18 protein-coding genes and 1 pseudogene are annotated in these 23648 nt (G+C 67.7%); 9 read left to right on the top strand and 10 right to left on the bottom strand.

The annotated features are described in order from the left end of the window. Positions 1-125: 125 nt before the first annotated feature. Together FXN61_RS21330 and FXN61_RS21325 are read right to left on the bottom strand one after the other, a co-directional pair. Positions 126-580 (bottom strand): annotated as a pseudogene (locus FXN61_RS21330) (DUF6098 family protein). Positions 581-849: 269 nt separating this feature from the next. Continuing rightward, entirely contained in the window at positions 850-1230 is a 381-nt protein-coding gene (locus tag FXN61_RS21325) for a cupin domain-containing protein (protein WP_167975820.1), read from the bottom strand. A gap of 124 nt (positions 1231-1354) precedes the next feature. Here FXN61_RS21325 and FXN61_RS21320 point away from each other — a divergent pair, with 124 nt between their 5' ends. The 4 genes from FXN61_RS21320 (at position 1355) to FXN61_RS21305 (ending at position 4898) form a co-directional block, all read left to right on the top strand. Continuing rightward, entirely contained in the window at positions 1355-3010 is a 1656-nt protein-coding gene (locus tag FXN61_RS21320) for an FAD-binding dehydrogenase (RefSeq protein WP_167975819.1), read from the top strand. A gap of 75 nt (positions 3011-3085) precedes the next feature. After that, a complete protein-coding gene (locus FXN61_RS21315; protein ID WP_167975818.1) occupies positions 3086-3889 on the top strand; it encodes a S1 family peptidase in 804 nt (267 codons plus the stop codon). A 56-nt stretch (positions 3890-3945) separates the two neighbouring features. Next, a complete protein-coding gene (locus FXN61_RS21310) occupies positions 3946-4434 on the top strand; it encodes an NADPH-dependent FMN reductase (protein WP_167975817.1) in 489 nt (162 codons plus the stop codon). Further along, positions 4431-4898, top strand: coding sequence for a flavin reductase family protein (locus FXN61_RS21305; RefSeq protein WP_167975816.1), 468 nt, complete (start codon positions 4431-4433; stop codon positions 4896-4898). The genes FXN61_RS21310 and FXN61_RS21305 overlap by 4 nt, the downstream gene beginning before the upstream one ends. Here the strand turns inward: FXN61_RS21305 and FXN61_RS21300 are convergent. After that, positions 4887-6578, bottom strand: coding sequence for an FAD/NAD(P)-binding protein (locus FXN61_RS21300; protein WP_167975815.1), 1692 nt, complete (start codon positions 6576-6578; stop codon positions 4887-4889). The two genes, FXN61_RS21305 and FXN61_RS21300, sit on opposite strands and share 12 nt — an antisense overlap. Before the next feature lie 191 nt (positions 6579-6769). Here FXN61_RS21300 and FXN61_RS21295 point away from each other — a divergent pair, with 191 nt between their 5' ends. The 4 genes from FXN61_RS21295 to FXN61_RS21280 all read left to right on the top strand — a co-directional run bounded on the left by FXN61_RS21295 (position 6770) and on the right by FXN61_RS21280 (position 11510). Then, positions 6770-7867 carry an LLM class flavin-dependent oxidoreductase gene (locus FXN61_RS21295; RefSeq protein WP_167975814.1) on the top strand — a complete coding sequence of 366 codons (1098 nt, stop codon included), beginning with the start codon at positions 6770-6772 and terminating at the stop codon, positions 7865-7867. Then, on the top strand, positions 7864-8331 hold the full coding sequence (locus tag FXN61_RS21290; protein WP_167975813.1) for a GNAT family N-acetyltransferase: 468 nt from the start codon (positions 7864-7866) through the stop codon (positions 8329-8331). Before FXN61_RS21295 ends, FXN61_RS21290 begins: the two co-directional genes overlap by 4 nt. A 245-nt stretch (positions 8332-8576) precedes the next feature. Continuing rightward, a complete protein-coding gene (locus tag FXN61_RS21285; RefSeq protein ID WP_223165536.1) occupies positions 8577-10610 on the top strand; it encodes a putative bifunctional diguanylate cyclase/phosphodiesterase in 2034 nt (677 codons plus the stop codon). 66 nt (positions 10611-10676) lie between these two features. Further along, positions 10677-11510 carry a S1C family serine protease gene (locus tag FXN61_RS21280; RefSeq protein WP_167975811.1) on the top strand — a complete coding sequence of 278 codons (834 nt, stop codon included), beginning with the start codon at positions 10677-10679 and terminating at the stop codon, positions 11508-11510. Positions 11511-11549: 39 nt separating this feature from the next. Here the strand turns inward: FXN61_RS21280 and FXN61_RS21275 are convergent, their stop codons facing one another. The 3 genes from FXN61_RS21275 to FXN61_RS21265 all read right to left on the bottom strand — a co-directional run bounded on the left by FXN61_RS21275 (position 11550) and on the right by FXN61_RS21265 (position 14363). Next, positions 11550-11699, bottom strand: coding sequence for a hypothetical protein (locus tag FXN61_RS21275; RefSeq protein ID WP_167975810.1), 150 nt, complete (start codon positions 11697-11699; stop codon positions 11550-11552). Between the two features lie 180 nt (positions 11700-11879). Further along, positions 11880-13112, bottom strand: coding sequence for a class I SAM-dependent methyltransferase (locus FXN61_RS21270; RefSeq protein WP_167975809.1), 1233 nt, complete (start codon positions 13110-13112; stop codon positions 11880-11882). Further along, positions 13113-14363 carry an FAD-binding oxidoreductase gene (locus tag FXN61_RS21265; RefSeq protein WP_167975822.1) on the bottom strand — a complete coding sequence of 417 codons (1251 nt, stop codon included), beginning with the start codon at positions 14361-14363 and terminating at the stop codon, positions 13113-13115. Positions 14364-14533: 170 nt separating this feature from the next. Here FXN61_RS21265 and FXN61_RS21260 point away from each other — a divergent pair, with 170 nt between their 5' ends. Continuing rightward, on the top strand, positions 14534-16072 hold the full coding sequence (locus FXN61_RS21260) for an acyl-CoA dehydrogenase family protein (protein ID WP_167975808.1): 1539 nt from the start codon (positions 14534-14536) through the stop codon (positions 16070-16072). Here FXN61_RS21260 and FXN61_RS21255 read toward each other — a convergent pair. The 4 genes from FXN61_RS21255 to FXN61_RS21240 form a co-directional block, all read right to left on the bottom strand. Beyond that, on the bottom strand, positions 16069-18840 hold the full coding sequence (locus FXN61_RS21255; protein WP_167975807.1) for a hypothetical protein: 2772 nt from the start codon (positions 18838-18840) through the stop codon (positions 16069-16071). The two genes, FXN61_RS21260 and FXN61_RS21255, sit on opposite strands and share 4 nt — an antisense overlap. Positions 18841-18939: 99 nt before the next feature. Beyond that, positions 18940-20091, bottom strand: a complete 1152-nt coding sequence (locus FXN61_RS21250) for an acyl-CoA dehydrogenase family protein (protein WP_167975806.1) — start codon at positions 20089-20091, stop codon at positions 18940-18942. A gap of 5 nt (positions 20092-20096) precedes the next feature. Further along, positions 20097-22010 carry an acetyl/propionyl/methylcrotonyl-CoA carboxylase subunit alpha gene (locus FXN61_RS21245; RefSeq protein ID WP_167975805.1) on the bottom strand — a complete coding sequence of 638 codons (1914 nt, stop codon included), beginning with the start codon at positions 22008-22010 and terminating at the stop codon, positions 20097-20099. 2 nt (positions 22011-22012) lie between these two features. After that, positions 22013-23605, bottom strand: coding sequence for a carboxyl transferase domain-containing protein (locus FXN61_RS21240; RefSeq protein ID WP_167975804.1), 1593 nt, complete (start codon positions 23603-23605; stop codon positions 22013-22015). Between the last annotated feature and the right edge of the window lie 43 nt (positions 23606-23648).

Here is a 23648-nt window from a genome sequence, read left to right as displayed (position 1 = left end):
CGGCGAGGCCCAGGCCGACCAGCTGGCGGCGCAGCGGGCGTTCGATCGGGCAGCGGAACGGCTGGAGGACGCCAAGCGGGTCACGGCGGCCGCGGAGAAGGCGCGCAAGACCGCTGAACGCAAGCTCAACGATCTGAGCTAGAGCGGTCGAGCGGGCCCCACTCGTCGGAGTGCTGGGCGTGGACCAGCTCCTCGCACTCGCTCAGAGCGGCATCCGCCACCCAGGCAAGCGGTTCGAGACAGCGGACCAGGGGCTCGTTGTCCGGCCCACGACCCACCTCGGCGCCCTTCAGCACCCACGCGCGGACGTCCGGGCCACGCAGGTCGCGCAGGTGGCGGTAGTCGTAGAGGCGGCGCGCCACCCACAGCCTGTGAGAGCGCTCGCCCCACCACGGTTCCACCGCGAGCGGCTCGCGGACAGGCCTGGTAGCTCGACCCCGGTCAGCGAGTCCCGCGAGGTCTCGGCGGCGTCCGCCTCCGGACCCTTCGACCAGCGCACGTAGACGTCCTCGCCGAGCAGGTCCACCAGCTCGGAGAGGCTCGTGATCGTCGGGAGTTCGTCCGTCACGTCCGGTGACATACCCCGGACGAACCTGAAGACAACCTGAAGGAATTGAGCCCGGTCACACTGAAAGCCGACCGGAACACAGTGGCCCGGTTGTACGTTCAACAATGTGGTTGGCCGCAGCGCTTGAGCCCGCGCCAGGACCATCCGGCACCCCCAGGCTGGAAAAGTCCTTCCGCAGGCGTTAGTGCGCTCGCGCCGCGGTCAACCCGCCGTCGACCGGCACACCGGAAACCCCCCTCACCGGTAGTGGCGGTCGGCGGCACCCTCTTACAGGTACTGGCTTACAGGTTGTACTGGTCGTGGCGCGCGTAGAAGGCCGCCAGTTCCTCGGGGTCGAGCCCCTTGGCCGCGCCAACCTCCAGGAAGAAGTTCTCGCGGGCGATACCGGGCGAGAACAGGATCAGCATGCGGACGGCAGCGTCGCTGTCGTTGCGGAACGCGTGCGGCCGGTTCGGCGGCACGTAGAGGAAGTCGCCCTCGCCACCCTTGATCCACTCGTCGCCGTTGAACAGCGTGATCTCGCCTTCGAGCACGTAGAACCACTCGGAGAAGGTCTTGTGGAAGTGCGGCCGGGCGGCTTCTAGGAGTGTCACTGGCTGGCGGGCTTCCATCCGCCACTCGAACAGGCCGAACTCTCCGTTCGTCACCGATCCGGGTGCCACGAATCGGGTGGTTTGGTGCTGAACCCCACTTCAGAGGCCGGTCGGAAGGTCATCGAGAGTCTCCCCAGAAAGTGAATTTGATTCAGGTCTCGTGCGTGACCAGCGGTGGATCTATGCTCGCCCGATGGCACATGACGCGGATGTCATCGTCGTCGGCGCAGGCCTCGCAGGTCTCGTCGCGACCGCAGAGCTCGCGGACGCGGGCCGCAAAGTCATTCTCCTCGACCAGGAGCCGGAAGCGACGCTCGGTGGGCAGGCCTGGTGGTCGTTCGGCGGGTTGTTCATGGTGGACACCCCCGAGCAGCGCAGGCTTCGGGTCAAGGACTCGCACGACCTGGCGCTGCAGGACTGGATGGGCTCTGCGGCGTTCGACCGGGAGAGCGACCACTGGCCCCGGCTGTGGGCCCAGGCCTATGTGGACTTCGCCTCCGGCGAGAAGCGCTCGTGGCTGCACAACATGGGGGTGCGCTGGTTCCCGTTCGTGCAGTGGGCCGAGCGCGGCGGCTACCTCGCCGACGGGCACGGCAACTCGGTGCCGCGCTTCCACGTCACCTGGGGCACCGGGCCCGGCGTGGTCGCGCCGTTCGAGCGGCGCGTGCGCGAGGCCGTGGCCAAGGGGCTCGTGACGCTGAAGTTCCGGCATCGGGTCACCGGCATCAACGTCACCAACGGCGTGTGCGACGGCGTGTCCGGTGAGGTGCTGGAGCCGTCCTCGGTCAACAGGGCCGAACCCAGCTCTCGCACGGTCGTCGGCGACTTCTCGCTGTCGGCCCAGGCCGTGATCATCACGTCCGGCGGCATCGGCGGCAACCACGACCTGGTGCGGAAGAACTGGCCGGAGCGGATGGGCACGCCGCCGAAGTTCATGCTGGCCGGGGTTCCGGACTTCGTGGACGGGCACATGATGGAGATCGCGCAGAAGGCCGGCGGCGCGATCATCAACGCCGACCGCATGTGGCACTACCCCGAGGGCATCGCGAACTACGCGCCGGTGTGGTCGCGGCACGGCATCCGGATCCTGCCGGGCCCGTCGTCGCTGTGGCTCGACGCGGACGGCAACCGGCTGCCGATCCCGCTGTTCCCCGGCTTCGACGCGCTGGGGTCGTTGCAGCACATCACGGCTCGCGGCGACGAGCACTCGTGGTTCGTGCTGAACAAGAAGATCATCGGCAAGGAGTTCGCGCTGTCGGGCTCCGAGCAGAACCCCGACCTGACGGGCAAGGACACGCGCGCCGTGCTGAAGCGCGCTTTGCCTGGTGCCGTCGCGCCGGTGGAGGCGTTCGCCAAGAAGTCCAAGGAGTTCATCCAGGCCGGAACGGTCGCGGACCTGGTTCGTGGCATGAACGCGCTGACGGGCGACTCGAGGATCGACGCCGCCGCGCTGGAGAAGACGATCATCGAGCGCGACCGCCAGGTGACCGCGGGCCTCAGCAAGGACATGCAGGTCAACGCGATCCGCGCGGCGCGGCACTTCCTGACCGACAAGCTGATCCGCGTCGTCGAGCCGCACCGGTTGCTGGACCCGAAGGCCGGTCCGCTGATCGCGGTGCGGTTGTCGGTGATCACGCGGAAGACGTTGGGAGGCCTGCACACCGACCTGTCGTCGCGCGTGCTCGACACCTCCGGCGAGGTGTTGCCCGGGCTCTACGCCGCCGGTGAGGCCGCCGGGTTCGGTGGTGGCGGCGTGCACGGATACCGCGCGCTGGAAGGAACCTTCCTCGGCGGCTGCCTGTTCTCCGGACGCGTGGCAGGGCGTTCGGCGGCCGAGGCGGTCTCCTAAGTTACACAAACGAACTGAGACGAAAGGTTCGCCGTTCCTTGCCGCGGAACAAGTTCTCTGCGGAAGGAACGGCGAATGCTTTTACGAGGTGGAATCGCCACCGCCCTGCTCCTGGTGACGATGGCGGGCACGGCGGTAGCGGATCCGTCCGCCCAGGTGGTGGGTGGCACGCGAGCGTCCATTAAGGACAACCCGTTCGCGGTGTACCTGGCGCCCACGGCCGACACGCGCGATCCCCGGTGCACCGGCGTGGTCGTCGCACCGAACAAGATTCTCACCGCCGCGCACTGTGTGGACGAGGGCGTGACGGGGCCGAAACCGATCCCGCTCAACAAGCGCGTGGTCGTGGCAGGACGGGAGAACGTGCACACCACCGACGAGGGTGTCGTCGCGAAGCTCACCAAGATCGCCATCAACCCGAAGTACGACGGCATCTCCTTCGACTCCGCGGTGCTGACCCTCGACCGCTCGTTGAAGCAGAAGCCGATCAAGATGGCCGGCGCGGCCGATCGCCACCTGTACGCACCGGGCAAGTCCGCCACCGTGATGGGCTGGGGCGCGGTGAAGGAGGGCGGCAGCACCAACGGATACCTGATGAAGGCCTCGATCCCAATTCTGGAGGACGAGACCTGTCGCGTGTTCTGGGGCGACGACGGCGCGGGCAGCGACTTCTACGAGAGCCGGTCGATGATGTGCGCCGGCCACCAGGAGGGCGGCATCGACGCCTGCAACGGTGACTCCGGCGGCCCGTTCGTCGCGGGAGGCAAGCTGATCGGCCTGGTGTCGAAGGGCAACGGCTGCGCACGGCCGGACCACCCGGCGATCTACGCCAGGGTCGATGCCATCAACTCGTGGGTCGCGAAAGAGATCTCGCACTGATCTCGCGTGGTGGACGCGGGTTGACGGTCCCCCTGCTTGCGGCTGTGCTGGAAGGCATGACGCAGATCGGTGTTCTGGCCGGCAACCCGCGGCCCGCCTCGCGCGCTCTGCAGGCGGCCCTGGCTCTGCGCGAGGCGCTCGCCTCGACGCTGGGCGTGCCCGTTGACGGGCCGGTGGTGGATGCGGCGACGCTGGCACCGGCCGTTTTCACGGAACCAGACACGATCAAGGCGGCGTTGGAGGCACTGAGCCACGCCGATGTGCTGGTGGTGGCGACGCCGACGTACAAGGCCGCGTACACCGGACTGTTGAAGGCCGTGCTGGACCAGGCGCCGTCGGGATGGTTGCGGGGCAAGGTCGTCGTGCCACTCCAGATCGCCGCGTCGGACAAGCACGCGCTGGCCGTCGAGGTGCATCTACGGCCTGTGCTGACCGAACTGGGTGCGTTGGTGCCGCAGGCGTTGTTCCTCAACGAGGCTTCGCTGCCTGCGCACGTCACGGACTTCGATCTCGACTCCGATGTGCTGAAGGCGTTGGTCCGATGAAGGAGCAGCTGCGCAACGCGTTGAGGCATCACGCTCAGGCCGTGACCATCGTCACCGCCACCGGGGCCGACGGGCCAGTCGGCACAACTGTTTCCTCCTTCACCTCGGCCTCGTTCGAGCCACCCCTCGTGGTCGTGTGGATCGGCGAAGGTGCTTCGGTCTGGCCGGTGCTGCGAACCGCTCCCCTGTTCGCCGTGCATCTGCTCGACGCCGCACAGACCGGGCTGGCGGACCTGTTCGCGACGAAAGGCATCGATCGGTTCGGTCCCGGCACGCGGTGGCAGCCCGACGATGACGGTGTGCCGTGGCTGCTGGACGCGCCGGCGCGGTTGCGATGCCGGACCTCGCGACGGATCGCGGTCGGTGATCACGTGGCGCTGGTCGGTGAGCCGCTGGACATCACGCACTCCGACATCGCCGCGCCCCTGGTGCGGCACCAAGGGCGGTACACCTCAGTCGCCTAACGTGCGCAGGATCGCCCGCGCGAGGACGTCGTTCTGGCGGAACGCCGGTGCGTTCGTGTTCGGCCGCGCGAACGCCGCATACGCTTTCCCCGTCGTGTAAGGCCCGACGGCGAACCGCGTCGGGTCCTCCTCGCCGCTATCGTTGATCAGCCGCCCCTCTGCGGACACCCGCACCAGCCCAGCGTCGTCCTCCGAGACGTCTCCGAGCGCGCGCAACGACTGCAGCACCGGATCCGCGGTGCGTGAGAGCACGTGCGTTGGCAGACGAGCCTCGATCAGGCTGTTGGCACGCACCACGTCCGGCGTCGTCGGGCTGCCCGCGAGGAACCCGCCGTCCACCGCCTCCACCCACATGTCGGCGCCGATGAACCGCACGATTCCCGCACGGGACAACGCAAGGAGCTCCTCCAGCCGGTCCGGCGGCGGGCCAGAGGCCAGGTAGCTGAAGTAGCCGTGCCACCAGCTGTCGTGCGGCATCACCTGCGCCATCTGGCCGTACACGGACAGCAGGGCCAGAAACGCGCCCAGGTCGGCGCTGTGCCGGGGATCGGAGCGGCGGGTCACGTCGGCCTCGATGTACGAGCGCAAGTACTCCTGGAAGTCCTCGCCCGAGGCGAAGGTCAGGCCGGTGAGCGGGCGGTCCAGCCGTTCGAAGTCAATGCGGTCGGCCGGATCAGGCACCGCGAGGGCTTCCAGCGCGCGCATTTCCTCGCTGTACCAGGGCAACGAGGCGAAACCCGTCGCGAACTCCACGAAGGACATCCGCACCAAACCGGGATGGCCGGTGAAGAGCTCGTGGTAGTGACCCCAGGCGATCTCCTTGGCCATCAACGGCCACACGTCGGCCCGGAAGTCCAGATCGCGGCCGCGCAAGGCGTCCGCGACGAAGAAGTGAGGCAGTGACGGGCGAGTTCCCTGCAGCCGATAGCCGGTCTTCGAGTGGTAGGGAACGCCGCGCCGCGAGCCCACGTAGAGCGTCGGCTCCGCACCGGAAGGGACGTACTCGAGCCGGCCGGAGCGGACGTACCTGCCGCCTCGCCCCTCCGTCAGCAACACCATGAGGTCGACGAAGGCGAGCCCGAAGCCGCGCAGCACGACATCACCTGCGACAGCGGACAGATCCGCGTCGGCCGAGTACAGCGGCGGTACGTACACCAGGCCGTGTTCCGAGGCGTGTTCGGCGAGCTTGCGGTGCTCGGGTTCGGGTTCGGCGTCGAGATGGCCCAGAGCCAGTACGAGGACGTCGGCGCGCAGCGACTCCCCGCTGTCCAGCCACACCCGGTCGCCCACCACCTTGAGCGCCTGGGCTTCGTGCACGGACACCGAGATGTTCTGAGGCAGAGATTTCACGACGTGGCCGAAGAACCAAGCGAGGTACTTGCTCTGCACCTGACGCGACGGGAACGAGGTCGGGTCGACCTCACCCCACTCCGCCAGGGAAGGTCCCGGACGAATCGGGCCAAGCCCGTCGAACGACGCGTCGGTGAAGACGGTGACGTCCTCCGCCATGGAGTTCATGCGCAGCAACGGGGACTGGGCGTGCCGCCACACCCGGCCGGCGCCCGGCGGGTACGGGTCGACGATGTGCACGGCCAGGGGCAGCGTGGGCGACTGGGCGGCGATGCGTTCCAGCAGGCCGGCGGCGCGTGGGCCGCCGCCGATGACGACGAGTGAGCGCATGCGCGTCTTTCCGTTGGAGGACAACGAGAAACGAGCCACGCCCCTCAACGCGAACAACTCCACAGTACCCCGCGTGTGCAAGCAAATCCCGCTCTGTGGACGCCGTTGCACAGGCGAGTGGCCGGTGCTGCACTCGAAGGGCGTCTCCCTCAACGCACCCAAGAACCACTACCAACTCTGGGGAATCGGCCATGCCAGTTGAGTTTCTCGGGATCGCCGCCACGAACAACGGGTCGGAGACGACTCCGCGGTCGGGCGGAGCGTTCGACAAGGACTACACGATCAGGCTCGCTCGGGCGCACGAGGACCACGGGTGGGACCGGGTGCTGTTCGCGTACGGGTCGGGAACGCCGGAACCCGCGTCGGCGGCGGCGTACCTCGCCAGCAAGCTCGACAAGCTGCAGATCCTGTTGGCACACCGGCCGAACGTGTCGTACCCGACGTTCGCCGCCAAGACGTTCGCCACGCTCGACCAGATCAGCGACGGCCGGCTGACCGTGCACTTCATCACCGGCGGCACGGATCACGAGCAGCAGCGCGAGGGCGACTACCTCGCCAAGGACCAGCGCTACAGCCGCACGCGCGAGTACATCCAGATCGTCAAGAAGGCGTGGATCAACAGGTCTGCCTTCGACCACGACGGAGAGCACTACAGGTTCGCGGACTTCGTGAGCGATGTGTTCCCCGTGCAGCAACCGCGTCCGAACGTGTCGTTCGGCGGTTCCTCCCCTGCGGCTTACGAAGCGGGCGGCGCGGAAGCGGACATCTTCTGCCTCTGGGGCGAACCGCTCGCGGAAACGGCCCAGCAGATCGAGTCGGTCAAGCAGGCGGCGAAGGACGCGGGCAGGACGGACGTGCCGAGGATCCAGGTCGCGTTCCGGCCGATCATCGCACCGACCGAGGAACTGGCCTGGGAGAAGGCGCACCGGACGGTGGACCGGATCGAGGCGCGGAAAGCGAACGGGCCGTTGAGCCGCAGGCATTCGCTGACGAATCCGGAGAACACCGGCTCGCAACGACTTCTGGCGGTCGCGGAGCGCGGCGAGCGCTTTGATCGTGCGTTGTGGACGCCGACCGCGAAAGCAACAGGCGGTGCGGGCAACTCCAACGCGTTGGTCGGCACGCCGGAGACCGTCGCGCAGGCGTTGCTGGACTACTACGACCTCGGCGTGGACATCCTGTCGGCACGCGGTTACGACCTGCTCGACGACGCGATCGACTTCGGCAGGTACGTGATTCCGCTGGTGCGAGAGGAAGTTGCCAAGCGAGACCGGGCCAAGGCCGCATGACCACCCTCGAAGTGCGCCGCGTTCGGCAGTCGGATCCGGACGCGGCGCCGTTGGTGGCTGAGCTGACATCCGAATACACGACACGCTACGGACCTTTGGGCGCACAGGAGATGCAGCGGCCCGCGGACGTGTTCGAGCCTCCGCACGGGCAGTTCCTGCTGCTCGTCGAGGCCGGCGAGGCGATCGCGGGCGGGGCGTTCATGCGCCACGACGACGAAACCGCGGAGCTCAAGCGGATCTGGACGCACTCGCGCCATCGCCGGCGCGGGCTGGCGCGCCGGGTCGTGGAGGAGCTGGAGAAGGAGGCCAAGGCGTTCGGGTACCGCCGGATCTACCTGACCACCGGGCCGCGTCAACCGGAGGCGAAAGCGCTGTACCTGGCGACCGGGTACACGCCGTTGTTCGACGTGGACGGAGACCCACTGACAATAGGTCCGCTCGCGTTCGACAAGGTGATTCATTAGTTCAAACGAGTGAATTCGTGGGCGAACCCCTGATTTCCGACCGGGAACCGGGGTTCGGTTGGACAGGTCAGCAGTGATCAGTAAGCTTGTACGCCGGACCCACACCCGGTGGTGGTACCGCACGGGGCTGTCACCCGTTCGACCGAATCTGGCGGAAGTGGGTTGCGCAGGCGTATCGATTGGCGTCCGACGATCGATCAACAGATCACCCGGTCCCCACGAATGGCCACCTGAGCCGAATGAACATGGTCGACAGCCGAGAGCCCGCCGTTCGCTGGGCGGCCGCGATCTCCAGCACGCTCCTCGCCAACTTCACGCGCGAGAAGCTCGAGGAACTGCTCGGCGGTTACGTGGAGCAGTTGCTCAGCGGTGGCGTGGGCGCGGCTCGGCAGGTCGGGTGGTCCATGGTCGAGAACGACTTCATCTCGCCGGCGACGCTGGAACTGACGCTCACGCACCTCGGTGAGCACACGCCGGTCACGCCGGCTCAGCTCGGCGCGCTCGCCGCCGGGTACGCGAAGGGGCTGCGCTACCGCACGCTCGAACAGCAGGAGATCAGCCGCACGGCCGCGATCAACGCGATGCGCAGGGCCGAGAGCGCGGTCAGGGCGAGCGAGGCCAAGTTCCGGGCGATCTTCCAGAGCTCGGCGTTCCCGATCGTGGTGGTGAACCTCGAAGATCAGATCATCGACGTCAACGAGGCGTTGCTGACCATGCTCGACTACCGCCGCGACGACATGTACAAGATCACCGGCCGCGACCTGGCGCACCCCGACGACCGCGAGGCGCTGCGGGAGATCGGTCAGCTGTTGATCAACTCCGACCTCGACCACATGAGGGTCGAGAAGCGGATGATCCGCAGCGACGGCGAGACGATCCAGACGCACATGGCGATCTCGCTGGTGCGTGAGGACGAGGGCTCACTGCCGTACTTCGTCACGATGATCGAGGACATGGACGAGATGCGGGCGCTGCAGACGCAACTCGTGCGGCAGAGCCTCAACGACATGCAGACAGGACTGCCCAACCGGGCGCAGTTCCTCGGCTGGCTCGAAGGCGCGGCCGGCACGAAGGGGCCGGAGGCGCTCGCTCTCGTGCAGGTCGACATCGACGGGTTCCGCGGTGTGAACGACGCGTTCGGGCACGAGGCCGGCAACCGGGTGCTGATGCACGTCGCGACACACCTGCGAGCGGTGTTCTCCGAGGACGTCGGCAAGGTCGCGCGCATCGGCGAGGACGAGTTCGGCGTCCTGATCAAGGATCCGCGCGACGTGCGCAGCGTGATCGCTCTGGTCGAGGAGTTCACCAAGCAGCTCGAGGAGCCGATCTGGATCGGCTCGAACGGCGTCGGCGTCACGACCAGCGTCGGCATCGTCGCGCGTGCGGCTCGCGGCGGTGACGCGGTGGACCTGTTGCGCGCGGCGGACGTCACGGTCGGCTGGGCCAAGCGCGACGGCAAGGCGCAGTGGGCGTTGTACGACAGGGAACGCGATCTGCGCGACAAGGAGAGATACGCGCTCGCGGCGTCCATCCCCGGCGCGCTGGAGGAGGGCCAGTTCCGCGTCGACTACGAGCCTGTTCGTTCGTTCGCAGACGGTTCGGTGCTCGCTCTCGAAGCGAAGATCGTCTGGGACCACCCGGTACACGGGGTGCTGTGCCCGGATGCGTTCCTCGACCAGTCCTCCGACAACGGCATGATCGTCCGGCTCGTGCACTGGGCGCTGTCGGACGCGTGCATGCAGGCTGGCCAGTGGTACGAGGCGCTGGGAGACCGCATGCCGGTGTTGACGATCGACCTGCCGCTGCGGCTGTGCCAGGAACCCGAGCTCGTCGCCGAGGTGTCCCGCGTGCTGGACCGCACCGGACTGCCGGCGTCCCTGCTGCACTTCGAAGTGCACCAGCACCTGCCGGCGTTGCTGAACGACGAGCAGCTGGACGAGCTGACGATCCTCGCCGAGCGCGGCGTCGGGCTCGTGCTGGACCAGATGAACGGCGGCTACGTCGGCGTCGACCGGATACGCATGGTGCCGCTGAGCGGCGTGAAGTTCACCGGCACCGTCGTGCACGGCTTGGACGACGGAGCGAACCGGGTGGACGAGAGCGCTTCGGTTGCTCTGCTGGAGTGGGCATCGATCCTGCGGCTGCCGCTGTACGCCGAGGACGTGCGGACCGGTGCCGAGGCTTCACGTCTGGCCGCGCTCGGTGTGACGGGCGGGCAGGGACCGCACTTCGGGCCGCCGCTGTCGGCCTCAGAGGTCTCAACGCTGCTTCTCACGTAATTCTTATCAGGGTTTCTTTGGCCTTTCGCACAGGTTGCTCACATGATGGCGGTCCATCGTGGAGTCATGACCGAGCAGAGCTTCCCCGCGATGAGCGGGTCACTGGTGGAACCGCAGCCCGCCGTTGCCCCGGCGCCGAAGTTCTGGCGCCGCACGGCCCCCATGCTGACCGCGGCGACACTCATCGCCGGGTTGTTCGGGGGTGTCACCGGCGCGGTGATCGCCTCGCCCGACGGCACGTCCTCGGGTACTTCCGTGACGGCGCAGACGGTCTCCAACCAGTCCACTGTGGATTGGACCATCACCGCCTCGAAGGTGCTTCCCTCGGTGGTGCAGGTCAACGTCGGCAACGGCCTCGGCTCCGGCGTGATCCTCTCGGCGGACGGCAAGATCCTCACCAACAACCACGTCGTCGCCTCGTCCGGCGGCCAGGTCACCGTCAAGTTCAACGACGGCCGCGAGGTGCCGGCCACCGTCGTCTCCACGGATCCCACGTCGGACCTGGCGGTGTTGCAGGCATCCGGGGTGTCCGGCCTGACGCCGATCAAGTGGGCGAACTCGGACCAGGTGAAGATCGGTGACGCCGTGATGGCCATCGGTTCGCCGTCCGGCCTCCAGGGCACCGTGACCACCGGCATCGTCTCGGCGCTGGACCGCAAGGTGACCGTGCCCGGCGAGACGCGGCGCTCGCAGCCCGTTTCCTACCAGGCGATCCAGACCGACGCGTCGATCAACCCCGGCAACTCCGGTGGTGCGCTGGTGAACGCGGCCGGTGAGCTGATCGGGATCAACTCGGCGATCTACTCGCCGGCGTCGAGCAGCGGTGAGGCAGGGAGCGTGGGGATCGGGTTCGCGATCCCGTCGAACCAGGCCAAGCAGATCGCGGACCAGCTGAGCTAACGCGAAGTTGCTCGGCGAGCGCCGACGGCACCGCAAGGCTCATGAAGCGTCCCGCACCTCGCGCACGGCGGCTGTCGCGTCCTCCAACGTGACCCCAGTTCCGCTGGGCGGCTCGTAGGTCGCCAGGTAATCGCTGATGCTCAGCACCTGGGCAATCTCGCTCAGCCTCTCCACCACGAACGCGTTCAACGACTAGCGGTTCGCCGCGGCACCGTCGGCCAGCGCCGCGAAAACCTCGTCCGGCACATCTCTCAGGTTCATCCGCTTCATGGTGCCAATTTGGCACCGATCGCCCCGATCGAGGAATCAGATTCGGAGCCAGGCCGTGGCACTGATGCGTGGCGGACGGCCAGGGCCGCCCGCCACCCGTCAGGACAGCCAGGTCGGCCTCAACGGCATGTGCGACTTCGTGCCGTCCAGCTTCACCCCGAGCACCTGGTGCAGCTGGATGTTGTTGCGCTCGAACCCGAGCCGAGAAGCGGCCAGGTACAACCGCCACACCCGAGCCCGAGCCTCCCCGACCTCCTCGACCGCCTCTTCCCAGTGCGCGTCGAGGTTGCGGCTCCAGGCGGCCAACGTCAGCGCGTAGTGCTCTCGGATGTTCTCCTCGTGCCGTACCTCGAACCCCGTGTCGTGCATCTGGGACACGATGTACCCAGGCCCGACCAGCTCACCGTCAGGGAACACGTACCGGTTGATGAACGGCCCGGACAGCGAGCGCTCCTTGTTGTTCGGCCGGGTGATGCAGTGGTTCAGCAGCCGTCCGCCCGGCTTCAGCTTCCCGTACAGGGAAGCGAAGTACCCTGGCAGCTTCGCCTTGCCGATGTGCTCGGTCAGGCCGATCGACGAGACCGCGTCGAAGCCTGTCTCCCGCACGTCGCGGTAGTCGAGGTGGCGCACCTCGGCCAGATCCGACAACCCGGCCTCGACGATCGCCTTCTGCGCCCACTCGGCCTGGTTGCGCGACAACGTGACACCGATCGCACGCACTCCGTACTCGCGGGCCGCGTGCATGACCATGCCGCCCCAGCCGCAGCCGACGTCCAGGAGCCTCATGCCGGACTTCAGCCCCAGCTTGCGAGCCACGAGGTCGTGCTTCTCGAACTGGGCTTCCTCCAACGTGGACTCGAGCGACGGGTACACCGCGCAGGTGTAGGCCATCGACGGGCCGAGGATCCACTCGTAGAACTGGTTCGAGACGTCGTAGTGGTGCGCGATGGCCTGCTGGTCGCGGGCCTTGGAGTGCCGCAGGCCGCGCAGGCGGGCCTCCTGCGGCGGTGCGGGCACCTTGTGCGACAACCGGATTTTGCCCAGGAAGCGCAGCAGCTCCACCCGTTGCAACCACGGGAGCTCTCGCAGGGAGAACTCGGAGAGCCGGGAGAGGCCGGCGTGCACGTCGCCGAGGATCTCCAGGTGCCCTGTCACGTAAGCGCGGGCAAGGCCGAGCTCACCTGGCGCGGAAGCCAGGTAGGACAAGGCTTCCGGCGTTCTGATGTCGATCGACACCGCGGCCGACGAAGGGCCTGCGGTACTGCCGTCGTAGGCCTGGAAGCGAACGTCGCTGCCACCCGTGATGCGCTGAAAAATGGAGGCCAACCGCATTCATCGTCCCCTGACACACTTGGCGTACAGATCAGGCAGTCGGTTCGTCTGGTCGTACCGGGACTTCACGGACCGGTAGTGCGAACCGTTGTAGTGCCGCCAGAACTCGTCCTCGGTGTAGTAGGAGTCCGAGTACAGCGACTTGTGGCCGCCCAGCCGCGCCACCTCGCGCTCGATCAGCCGGTTGCGGTCACCCATCCGTTCTCCCGGCCGCACCGGGACCTCCGACCAGAACCCGACGTTGACGTACAGCACGTCCGGGTTCATCGGGTACAAAGGCCAGCCCGTGGTGTCGCGCAAGCGAACCGGGCACAGCCACACCGGCGAGATGCCGATCTCGCGGTCGAAGAAGTCGAGGAACTCAGCCAGCGCCGAAACAGGAATCTCCACGTCCTGGATCACCGGCTCGACGGTCGTCGGCGGCTTGAAGCGGCGATATCGGGCCACCAACCGGCGATACACGTCCGAACGCAGGTAGCGCTTCGGCCACAGGCGGCGCACGACCGGGTTCTGCGCGCCGAACGCCCGTGAGCACCAGAACCAGTCGGTGTCCCAGCGCCACAGGTAGTCGCGGATCGTCAGGTGGTCCGTGCGGCGCTTCTGGATGGACCGGTAGTAGATCTGGTTGCCTGTGTAATCGGACGTGTACGGCGCGATGTCGGCGTAGTGGCCCAACGTCAGGTACATCTCGCCGCGGGAGAAGACCGTGCCGTCGACGAAGTCCGCCGAACCGTCCGAGCAGACCTCCTCGATGACCGCGGCGCACTCGGCGAACGAGCCGAACGGCACGTGCCGCAGTCTCACGTACTGGCGCACCGGCTCCAGTTCGATCTCCAGCCGCAGCGCGTAGCCCAGGGTCCCGTAGGAGTTGGGGAACGCGCGGAACAGGTCGTCGTCCGGTTTGGCGATCACGACCTCGCCGTCGCCGGTGAGGATCTCCAGCTCGCGCACGGACTCGTGCGGCAGGCCGTTGCGGAAGGACGTGGACTCGATGCCGAGGCCCGCTACCGCCCCGCCGATCGTGATGGTCTTGAGCTGCGGCACGACCAGCGGCATCAGGCCGTGGCGCAGTGTCGCGGCGACGAGGTTCTCGTAGGTGGTCATGCCCTGCACCTGTGCGGTGCGTCCGACCGGGTCCACGGACAGGACCTGGTCGAACCTGCCGACGTCCAGCCCGCCGGCCTGGTCGGCCCGGAAGCGGAAGAGGTTCGACGTCTTCTTAGCGAGCCGCACTGGCGCACCTTCGCGCATCGCGGCGTACTGCGCGGTCAACGCAGCTACGGCCGTGCTGTGCCCATGGTCACTCACGAGAACGACGTTATTCCTCGTCAGCGCCGTTGGCACGCCCAAAAGCCCGAATGGGCCAGCGATCTTTCATCGCACCCTGCCTAAAGTTACCAACGAGTAGTAGCGTGCGAGGCATGGCTACGCACGAGGTGACCAACCAGGTACCTCCGCTGAGCGGTCACGACGTCGCGGACGACCCTGCGCTGCTCAGCTGGGTCGACAACGCCGACCTGCACGAACTCGGCAGGCTCGCGGGCAGCGACGAGTGGCAGGACCGCGGCAGGCTCGCGAACACCCATCCCCCGGTCCTGCACACGCACGACCGGTACGGGAACCGGATCGACGAGGTCGAGTTCCACCCCGCCTGGCACGACCTGATGAACGTTGCGGTGTCGAACGGCCTCCACGCGTACGTCGACGGCGAGCACCTGGAGCGCGCGGCCAGGTTCTACGTGTGGTCACAGGTCGAAGCCGGCCACGGATGCCCGATTTCGATGACCTATGCGGCAGTGCCCGCTTTGCGCGTGGCTCCGGAGCTGGCCGAGACCTACGAGCCGCTTCTCACCGCCCGCGACTACGACTTCGGCCTCAAAGCACCTCTGGAGAAGCGCGGCCTGATCGCCGGCATGTCCATGACCGAGAAGCAGGGCGGATCGGACGTGCGGGCCAACACCACGGTGGCGAAGCCCGTCCAGGACGGATACGTGCTGACCGGGCACAAGTGGTTCACCTCGGCACCGATGTCGGACGTGTTCCTGACGCTCGCGCAGGCGCCCGGCGGGCTGACGTGCTTCCTGGTGCCGCGGGTGCTGCCGGACGGCACGCGGAACCGGTTCTTCCTGCAGCGGCTGAAGGACAAGCTGGGCAACAAGTCCAACGCGTCCGCCGAGATCGAGTACGACGAGGCGTTCGCCCACCGCGTCGGTGACGAGGGCCGCGGCGTGCGCACGATCATCGAGATGGTCAACACGACCCGGCTGGACTGCGTTCTCGGAACCGCGGCGGGAATGCGCGCCGGACTCAGGCAGGCAGCGCACCACGCCGCGCACCGCAAGGCGTTCGGGAAGTACCTGATCGACCAGCCGGCCATGCGCAACGTGCTGGCGGATCTGGCGATCGAGTCCGAGGCCGCCACGACCGCCGCGATGTGGCTGGCACGGCACCGGCCGCGGCTCGGGCTCGCGATCACCAAGTACTGGGTCTGCAAGCGCGGTCCGGCGCACGCGGCCGAGGCGTTGGAATGCCTGGGCGGCAACGGTTACATCGAGGACAGCGGGATGCCGCGACTGTTCAGGGAGTCGCCGCTGCAGTCGATCTGGGAGGGCTCGGGCAACGTCGCGGCCTTGGACGTCCTGCGGGCGATGAAGAAAAAGCCGGAGTCGGTGCAGGAGTTCCTCAGCGTCGTCACCGGAGTCGACCCGCGCATCGACAAGGCGCTCAACGAACTCAGCAGCACCGCACTGTCCGATGTAGACGAATCTCAGGCGCGCCGGGTGGTCGAGAAGATGGCGCTGATCCTGCAGGGTGCCCTGCTGGTCAAGCACGGGCACCCCGCTGTCGCGGACGCGTTCCTCGGTTCACGGCTCGGCGGTGACTGGGGAGTCGCGTTCGGCACGCTCCCCAGGTCCACCGACTTCGCCGCGATCATCGACCGAGCTGTACCAAAACTCTAGGCAGGGCACCCGCTTGCCTGGCGCGGCGAGTCCGGCCCGTACAGGTCACCGGTCAGGAACACGCACGTCGGTTGCTGCCCGAAGTCGTGGATGTCGGTGAGCTCCAGGATCGTGAAGTTCCGCTGCTCACCGATCCGCGACGCGCTGAAGTCCGTGCGTCCGGTGGCGCCGAAGAACTCCATCTCGCGGAACTCACCGCCGATCGCGCCCCGGTGCGGGGTGTGGACCGGCAGTCCCGTCAGGCGGGCCTGGGCGTTGCGCACGGCCTCCAGGAAGAGGCCGGCCGCGTCGTAGGCCACGCCGATGTGCTCGCCGGGCCACGGTTTGACCGGCTTGTCCTCCGCCGGTAGCGAGGATTCCTGAATCTCCTGGTTCAGCCGGCTGTAGCCGGCGCAGAAAGCGTCCAACGGCAGGCCGCCGCGCACCTTCGGATCCGGTTTGCCTTCGACACAGGACTTTCCTGCCAGCACGACGAGTCCTGCCATGCTCACGTACGACACGCGCATCCCGGCCAGTGAGTCGTGCACCCGGCTGGCCTTCTGTGCGATGAACCGGATGATCGCGTCGTCGGCGACGATGCGCGGCAGCCGGTTCTTGTCGTAGCAGTCCCTGCCGATGGCCCGCAGGAACTCGCCGAAGTCCTCCTCACGGCCCGCGAAGAACACCAGCTCGCTGGAGTGGTCCTCGACGCACTGCGACGGCACCTCCTGAGGGCTCCTCGACCACGGGACGGCCTGGTAGTTCACCGTCGCGGTCGCGAGCTCCTTGCCCAGCACGTTGACCAGGTCGTCGAGGTAGACGTCGCCCTTGTTCAACGGCGGGTGGTAGATCGTCACCTTGGTCGCGCCGACGTGCTGCGCGTACCGCCGGACGAGGTCGGCCTGCCGGACGTTGCCGGGGATCAGCTGGAAGTACATCGACGACCTGGTCGGCAGCGACGCCTCGGTGAGAGTGGTGCCGATGGTCGGCACGCCGAGCGCCCCCAGTTCGGTGATGACGTCGCGGGTCTCGGCGACGCTGCGGTCGAGCCCGACCACGCCGATGATCCCGGCGTCGGACTCCAGCAACGGCGTCAGCATGTCCCGCAGCACGTCGGGTGCCCGCTTCATCATCGCGCCGCCGTTCGCGATCACGATGCGCAGCAGCGGTTCCGAGCGCGACCTGTCGTTCTGCTGCCGCTGCTTGAGCAGCATGCCCTCCAGCTCCTCCGCCCTGGAGTGGTCGGCGTCGGGGTTGGTGTCCTTGTGGGTGAGGCTGGAGAAGTAGATCAGCGAGACGTACGGGCGGCCTCGATCGGCGTCGTGCAGCCGTTTCGCCTCCTCGTTCTGCGCGAACACGGCCTGCTGCGTCCACCGCAGCCGTTCGTTCGAGCCGAACACCTGGCTGCTGTTGTCGCTGTAGCCCACGCACTCGGTGTGCCCGTCCACGTCCATCAGCCGAGTCGACACCCCCGGTGACACGGCCGAGCCGACGATCGAGCAGTTCGCCTCGATGTGGCTCTGCACCGTCACGAACCCCGGCAGCAGCAGGACCACGGCCACCGCCGCGATGATCGCCTCCAGCCGCCGCGACCGGGCGAGCCACCGCACCGGTGCCGCCTGGAAGGCCGGCGTTCCCTGCCACCTCTTCTTGTCCTCGCGGGGGAACGGCAGCTTGATCATCAAGTAGCGGGCGTCCGGGGCGAGCATCTGCCGTTTGCGCGGCAGCTCCTCCCGCCACGTCGTCAACGCCTCCGCGGTCTCGTCCGGCGCCACCAGCGTGGTCCCGAGCTGCTGCGACAGCGCCGGTTGCACCGAGCTCGCCGCGATCACCAGCAACGGGTCCAGCTCGCCGGTCTCGTTGCGCACGTCGTTGATCAGTTCGAGCAGCTGCCAGCCGCCGTTGTCCTTGTTCACCCCGTCGAGCAGAACCGGGATGTACGCCGTGCGGCGGAACCCGGCCCTGCGCGGCAGGAACCGCCGGCGTCGCCGGTACGCGATCCGCAGGTCCTCCAGGAACGCGTGCACGAGCAGCAGCTTGATCTGTTCCTCGTTCTCGGACTCGCGCCTGCCCAGCGTGAGCCGCTCGGCGAACCCGAGGAACTCGATGGAGTGGTTGGGCAGCGCGAAGTTCTGCCCGCGCATGAACCACTTCGACTCGCGCGCGAGCCCCGGCACCCGCTTGCCGAGCCAGCGGAAGCCCGCCTTGCTGCCCACCCACGCGACCAGCCCGAGCCCCAGCCTCGTCACGAGGTTCGGGATGAACGCGTCCACGGCCCGGTTCAGCGCTTCGCCGTTCTCGGCGGTCTTCCCGGTCCACTGGCGCAGCAGCTCGATGACGCTCGCCCGGTCGTCACGGCCCGGCTTGCGCGGCAGCCGCTTGCTCGTGAGCCAGTCGACGAGCCGGTAGTGGTCGAACCGGGTCAGCCGCTCACGGCCGACGTGGACCTCCGACAACTGAAAGGCCAGCTGGTCCAGCAACGGCAACAACGGCGGCGTCTCACGCGCCTCCGGTGGCCATCTTTTGTCCACTTCCGTTTGCACCGCGGCCACGTCCACATAGGCGTGCGGTATTGCCGGAGAACCCGCGTTGAGCTTTGCCTCCAGCGTGCGCAGGAATGGCGTCGGACTGGCTTCGCTCTCCAGGTAGAGCAACGGAAGTGGCTGGTCGCCGACCACTTCCTCGGTCTTGCTCCGATAGAAGAAACCCGGCCGGTCACAAAGCCCGTGAATGACCTCGAGGAGAACTCGCAATCCGGGGAACACCGGTTCTGGCCGACTACCTGTCATCTGCACCCTCACACTCGTGCGGAAGGCAGACGACGGTAGCCGGACTCAGCGAATCGAGGAGGCGGTTTCGGACTATTTACATAGATCGGCCTAGCGGCACTAAAGACCGAGCTCGCGGGCGATCAGCATCTTCTGCACCTCGGAGGTGCCCTCGCCGATCTCCAGGATCTTGGCGTCCCGGTAGAAACGGCCGACCGGGTACTCGTTCATGAAGCCGTAGCCGCCGAAGATCTGCGTGGCGTCACGGGCGTTGTCCATCGCCGCCTCGGACGAGACGAGCTTCGCGATGGCGGCCTGCTTCTTGAACGGCTCACCGCGCAGCATCCGCGAAGCCGCCTCGTAGTAGGCCAGGCGCGCGGTGTGGACGCGGGCCTCCATCTCGGCGATCTTGAACTGGATCGCCTGGTACGTACCGATCTTCGCGCCGAACGCCTCGCGCTCGTGCGCGTACTTGACCGACTCGTCGACGCAGCCCTGGGCCAGGCCGACCGACAGCGCCGCGATGGCGACCCGGCCCTCGTCCAGGGTCCGGAGGAACTGGGCGAAGCCGCGGCCGCGCTGGCCGAGCAGGTTCGCGGCCGGGACGCGGCAGTCCTGGAACGACAGTTCACGCGTGTCCGAGGCGCACCAGCCGACCTTGGAGTACTTCTTCGACACCGTGAAGCCCGGCGTGCCGGACGGAACGATGATCGACGAGATCTCCTTGCGGCCGTCGGGCAACGTCCCCGTCACCGCGGCAACGGTCACCAGGCCGGTGATGTCGGTGCCGGAGTTCGTGATGAACGCCTTGGTGCCGTTGATGACCCACTCGTCGCCCTCAAGGCGTGCGGTGGTGGCCAACGCACCCGCGTCGGACCCGGAGCCCGGCTCGGTGAGGCCGAACGCGCCGAGCTTCTCGCCGGACGTCAGTGAAGGCAGCCACTCGGCCTTCTGCTCGTCGGTGCCGAAGCGGTAGATCGGCATGGCGCCCAGCGACGTGGCCGCCTCGACCGTGATCGCGACGGACGAGTCGACGCGGGCGAGCTCCTCCAGCGTCACGCACAGGGCGAAGTAGTCGCCGCCCATGCCGCCGTGCTCCTCGGGGAACGGCAGGCCGAGCAGGCCCATCGCGCCCATCTTCGCCACGATCGGGTACGGGAACTCGTTGCGCTCGTAGTACTCGCCGATGACCGGGGCCACCTCGTCGCGAGCGAACTCCTCGACGGTCTTGCGCAGATCCTCGTACTCGCTCGGGAGTCTGAAGTCCAACATCTGTGTCACTCCTGGTGAGAGACGACGAGGGCCAGCACCTGGTCGAGTGCGACCTGCTGGCCTGCTTGCACATTCACTTCGGTGAGCACGCCGTCGACCGGTGCGGTCACGGTGTGCTCCATCTTCATGGCCTCGACCACGAACAACGCTTGACCGGCGGTCACGTCCTCGCCCTGCCGGGCGCGGACCACCAGGACGGTTCCCGGCATGGGCGACTTCACCGGACCACCCGAGGCAGCCGCACCTTCGGAGGCGCCCACCAGGAACTCGGCCTCGGTCAACGCCCACGAGGCACCGTCGTGGCCCAGCCACAGCACGTCGCCGTCACGGGCCATCGAGTACCTGCGCGAGCCGACGAGCAGGTCGGCGCCCTCGCGACGGGCCTTCGCGCGAACCGGTTCTCCAGCACCCACAACGACTTCGTCACCGCGCACACGCACGTCGACGTCGTTGATCCGCCAGGTCGTCCACGCGTGCTCACCGACGCGCCACCCGGACAGCTGGTCCCACGGGTCGTCGCCACGCGGTTCCAACGACCGCTCCAGGCCGGCCGCCACGTACACGTCGTCCGGGATCTCGGCCGAGGTCAACGAGTCGAGCTTCCGCTCGACCAGACCGGTGTCCAGCGCACCGGCACGAACGTCTTCGTCACGCAGCAAAGCACGCAGGAACGGGATGTTCGTCGTGACGCCGAGCAGCACCATCTGACCCAGAGCATGGTCCAGGCGCCGCAACGCTTCTTCGCGAGTGCGGCCGTGCGCGATCACCTTGGCGAGCATCGGGTCGTAGTCCGAACCGACGACAAGTCCCTCGTACAGCCCGGAATCCACGCGGACCGACGTGGGCTCGCGCAACGCCAGCACGCGGCCACCGGTCGGCAGGAAGCCGCGCGACGGGTCCTCGGCGTACACGCGCGCCTCGACCGAATGCCCTGTCAGTTCAACGGAAAGATCAAGCACCTCGCCCGCGGCGACGCGGAGCTGCCACTCGACCAGGTCGACGCCGGTGACCATCTCGGTCACCGGGTGCTCGACCTGCAGCCGGGTGTTCATCTCCATGAAGAAGTAGTCACCGGACGCACCGTCCACGATGAACTCGACGGTGCCGGCGCCGACGTAGCCGACCGCACGAGCCGCATCGACCGCCGCGGAACCCATCGCCTCGCGCACTTCCGGCGTGAGGAACGGCGACGGCGCCTCCTCGATGATCTTCTGGTGCCGCCGCTGAAGGCTGCACTCCCGCTCGCCGAGGTGGATCACGTTGCCGTGCGAGTCGGCGAGCACCTGTATCTCGATGTGCCGCGGGTTCGTGACGAACCGCTCGATCAGCAGCGTGTCGTCACCGAACGACCCGCGCGCCTCCCGCCGTGCCGACTCGATCGCCTCGCGCAGCGCCGATTCCTCGTGAACCAGCCGCATGCCCTTGCCGCCACCGCCTGCGGAAGGCTTGAGCAGCACGGGAAAGCCGATCTCCAAGGCCGCGTCGACGATCTCGTCGTCGGACATGCCTTCCTTCGTACGCCCCGGCACCACCGGCACGCCTGCGGCCGACACGGTCAGCTTCGCGCGGATCTTGTCGCCCATCGCATCGATCGCCGAGGCGGGAGGCCCGACGAACACGATCCCGGCGTCCGCGCAGGCCGTGGCGAACGCCGTGTTCTCGGCGAGGAAGCCGTAGCCGGGGTGAATCGCCTGTGCCCCAGTGGAAACGGCGGCAGCGACGATCTTCTCGATGGACAGGTAGCTCTCGCGTGCCGCGGCCGGCCCGATCCGGACGGCATCGTCGGCCAGCCGGACGTGCAACGCATCGGCGTCCGCGTCGGAGTACACGGCGACGGAACGAATCCCGAGCGACCGCAATGCGCGGATCACCCTGACCGCGATCTCCCCGCGGTTCGCCACCAGAACGCTGTCGAACATGATCACATCCGGAAGACGCCGTAGGAAACATCGTCGATGGGGGCGTTCGCCGCGCTGGACAACGCCAGCCCCAGCACCATGCGGGTGTCGCGCGGGTCGATCACGCCGTCGTCCCACAGCCGCGCGGTCGAGTAGTACGGGTTGCCCTGGTCCTCGTACTGCTGACGGATCGGCGCCTTGAACGCCTCCTCGTCCTCGGCGGACCACGAGTCACCGAGCTGGTCGCGTCGCACGGTCGCGAGCACCGACGCCGCCTGCTCGCCGCCCATCACGGAGATCCGCGCGTTCGGCCACATCCACAGGAACCGCGGCGAGTAGGCCCGGCCGCACATCGAGTAGTTGCCGGCACCGAACGAGCCGCCGATGATCACGGTGAACTTCGGAACGCGAGCGCAGGCCACCGCGGTGACCATCTTGGCGCCGTGCTTGGCGATTCCGCCCGCCTCGTACTCGCGGCCGACCATGAACCCGGTGATGTTCTGCAGGAACACCAGTGGCACGGAACGCTTGTCGCACAACTGGATGAAGTGCGCGCCCTTCACCGCGGACTCGCCGAACAGGATGCCGTTGTTGGCGATGATCCCGACCGGGTGGCCGTGAATGCGCGCGAAGCCGGTGACGAGCGTCTGCCCGTACTCCTTCTTGAACTCCTGGAACTTCGAGCCGTCGACGATCCGCGCGATCACCTCGCGCACGTCGTAGGGCGTCCGGGAATCCGTTGGCACGACGCCGTAAAGATCGTCGGGGTTGACCACGGGAGCCTCGACGGGTGCGACGTCCCACGGACGCTGTGCTCGTGGCCCGAGCGTGGAGATGATCGAACGGACCATCCTGAGCGCGTGCGCGTCGTTCTCCGCGAGGTGGTCGGTGACACCGGACGTCCGCGAGTGCAGGTCGCCGCCGCCGAGGTCCTCAGCGCTGACGACCTCACCGGTCGCGGCCTTCACCAGCGGCGGACCGCCGAGGAAGATCGTGCCCTGGTTGCGCACGATGATCGCCTCGTCGCTCATCGCCGGCACGTACGCGCCACCCGCGGTGCACGACCCGAGCACCGCGGCGATCTGCGGGATGCCGCGCGCCGACATCGTGGCCTGGTTGTAGAAGATCCGTCCGAAGTGCTCGCGATCGGGAAACACGTCGTCCTGCTTGGGCAGGAACGCGCCGCCGGAGTCGACCAGGTAGACGCACGGAAGGTTGTTCTGCAGCGCCACTTCCTGCGCGCGCAGGTGCTTCTTGACCGTGATCGGGTAGTAGGTGCCGCCCTTGACCGTGGCGTCGTTCGCGACGATGACGCACTCACGGCCGGAGACGCGCCCGACGCCGGTGATGATGCCCGCGGCCGGTGCCTCGTCGCCGTACATGCCGTTCGCGGCCAGCGGCGACAGCTCCAGGAAGGGCGAGCCGGGGTCGACCAGCGTGTCCACCCGCTCGCGCGGCAGCAGCTTGCCGCGGTCGACGTGCCGCTGACGTGCCTTCTCAGGACCGCCCAGTGCGGCGGTGGCGAGCTTGCCGCGCAGCTCGTCGACGAGCGCGCTGTGCTCCTTGGCGTAGCGGTCCGATGGCTCGGCTGCGCTGCGCAGGACCGGTGCGTCCATGCTCCCCAGACCTCAGGTTAGCGGGCGTTAACTTCCTCATGTT

The organism is Lentzea indica, from assembly GCF_012184385.1.
In the GTDB taxonomy this organism is placed as follows: Bacteria; Actinomycetota; Actinomycetes; order Mycobacteriales; family Pseudonocardiaceae; genus Lentzea; species Lentzea indica.
The sequence above is the reverse complement of the archived record's forward strand: the minus strand, read 5'-3'. Positions and strand labels throughout refer to the sequence as shown.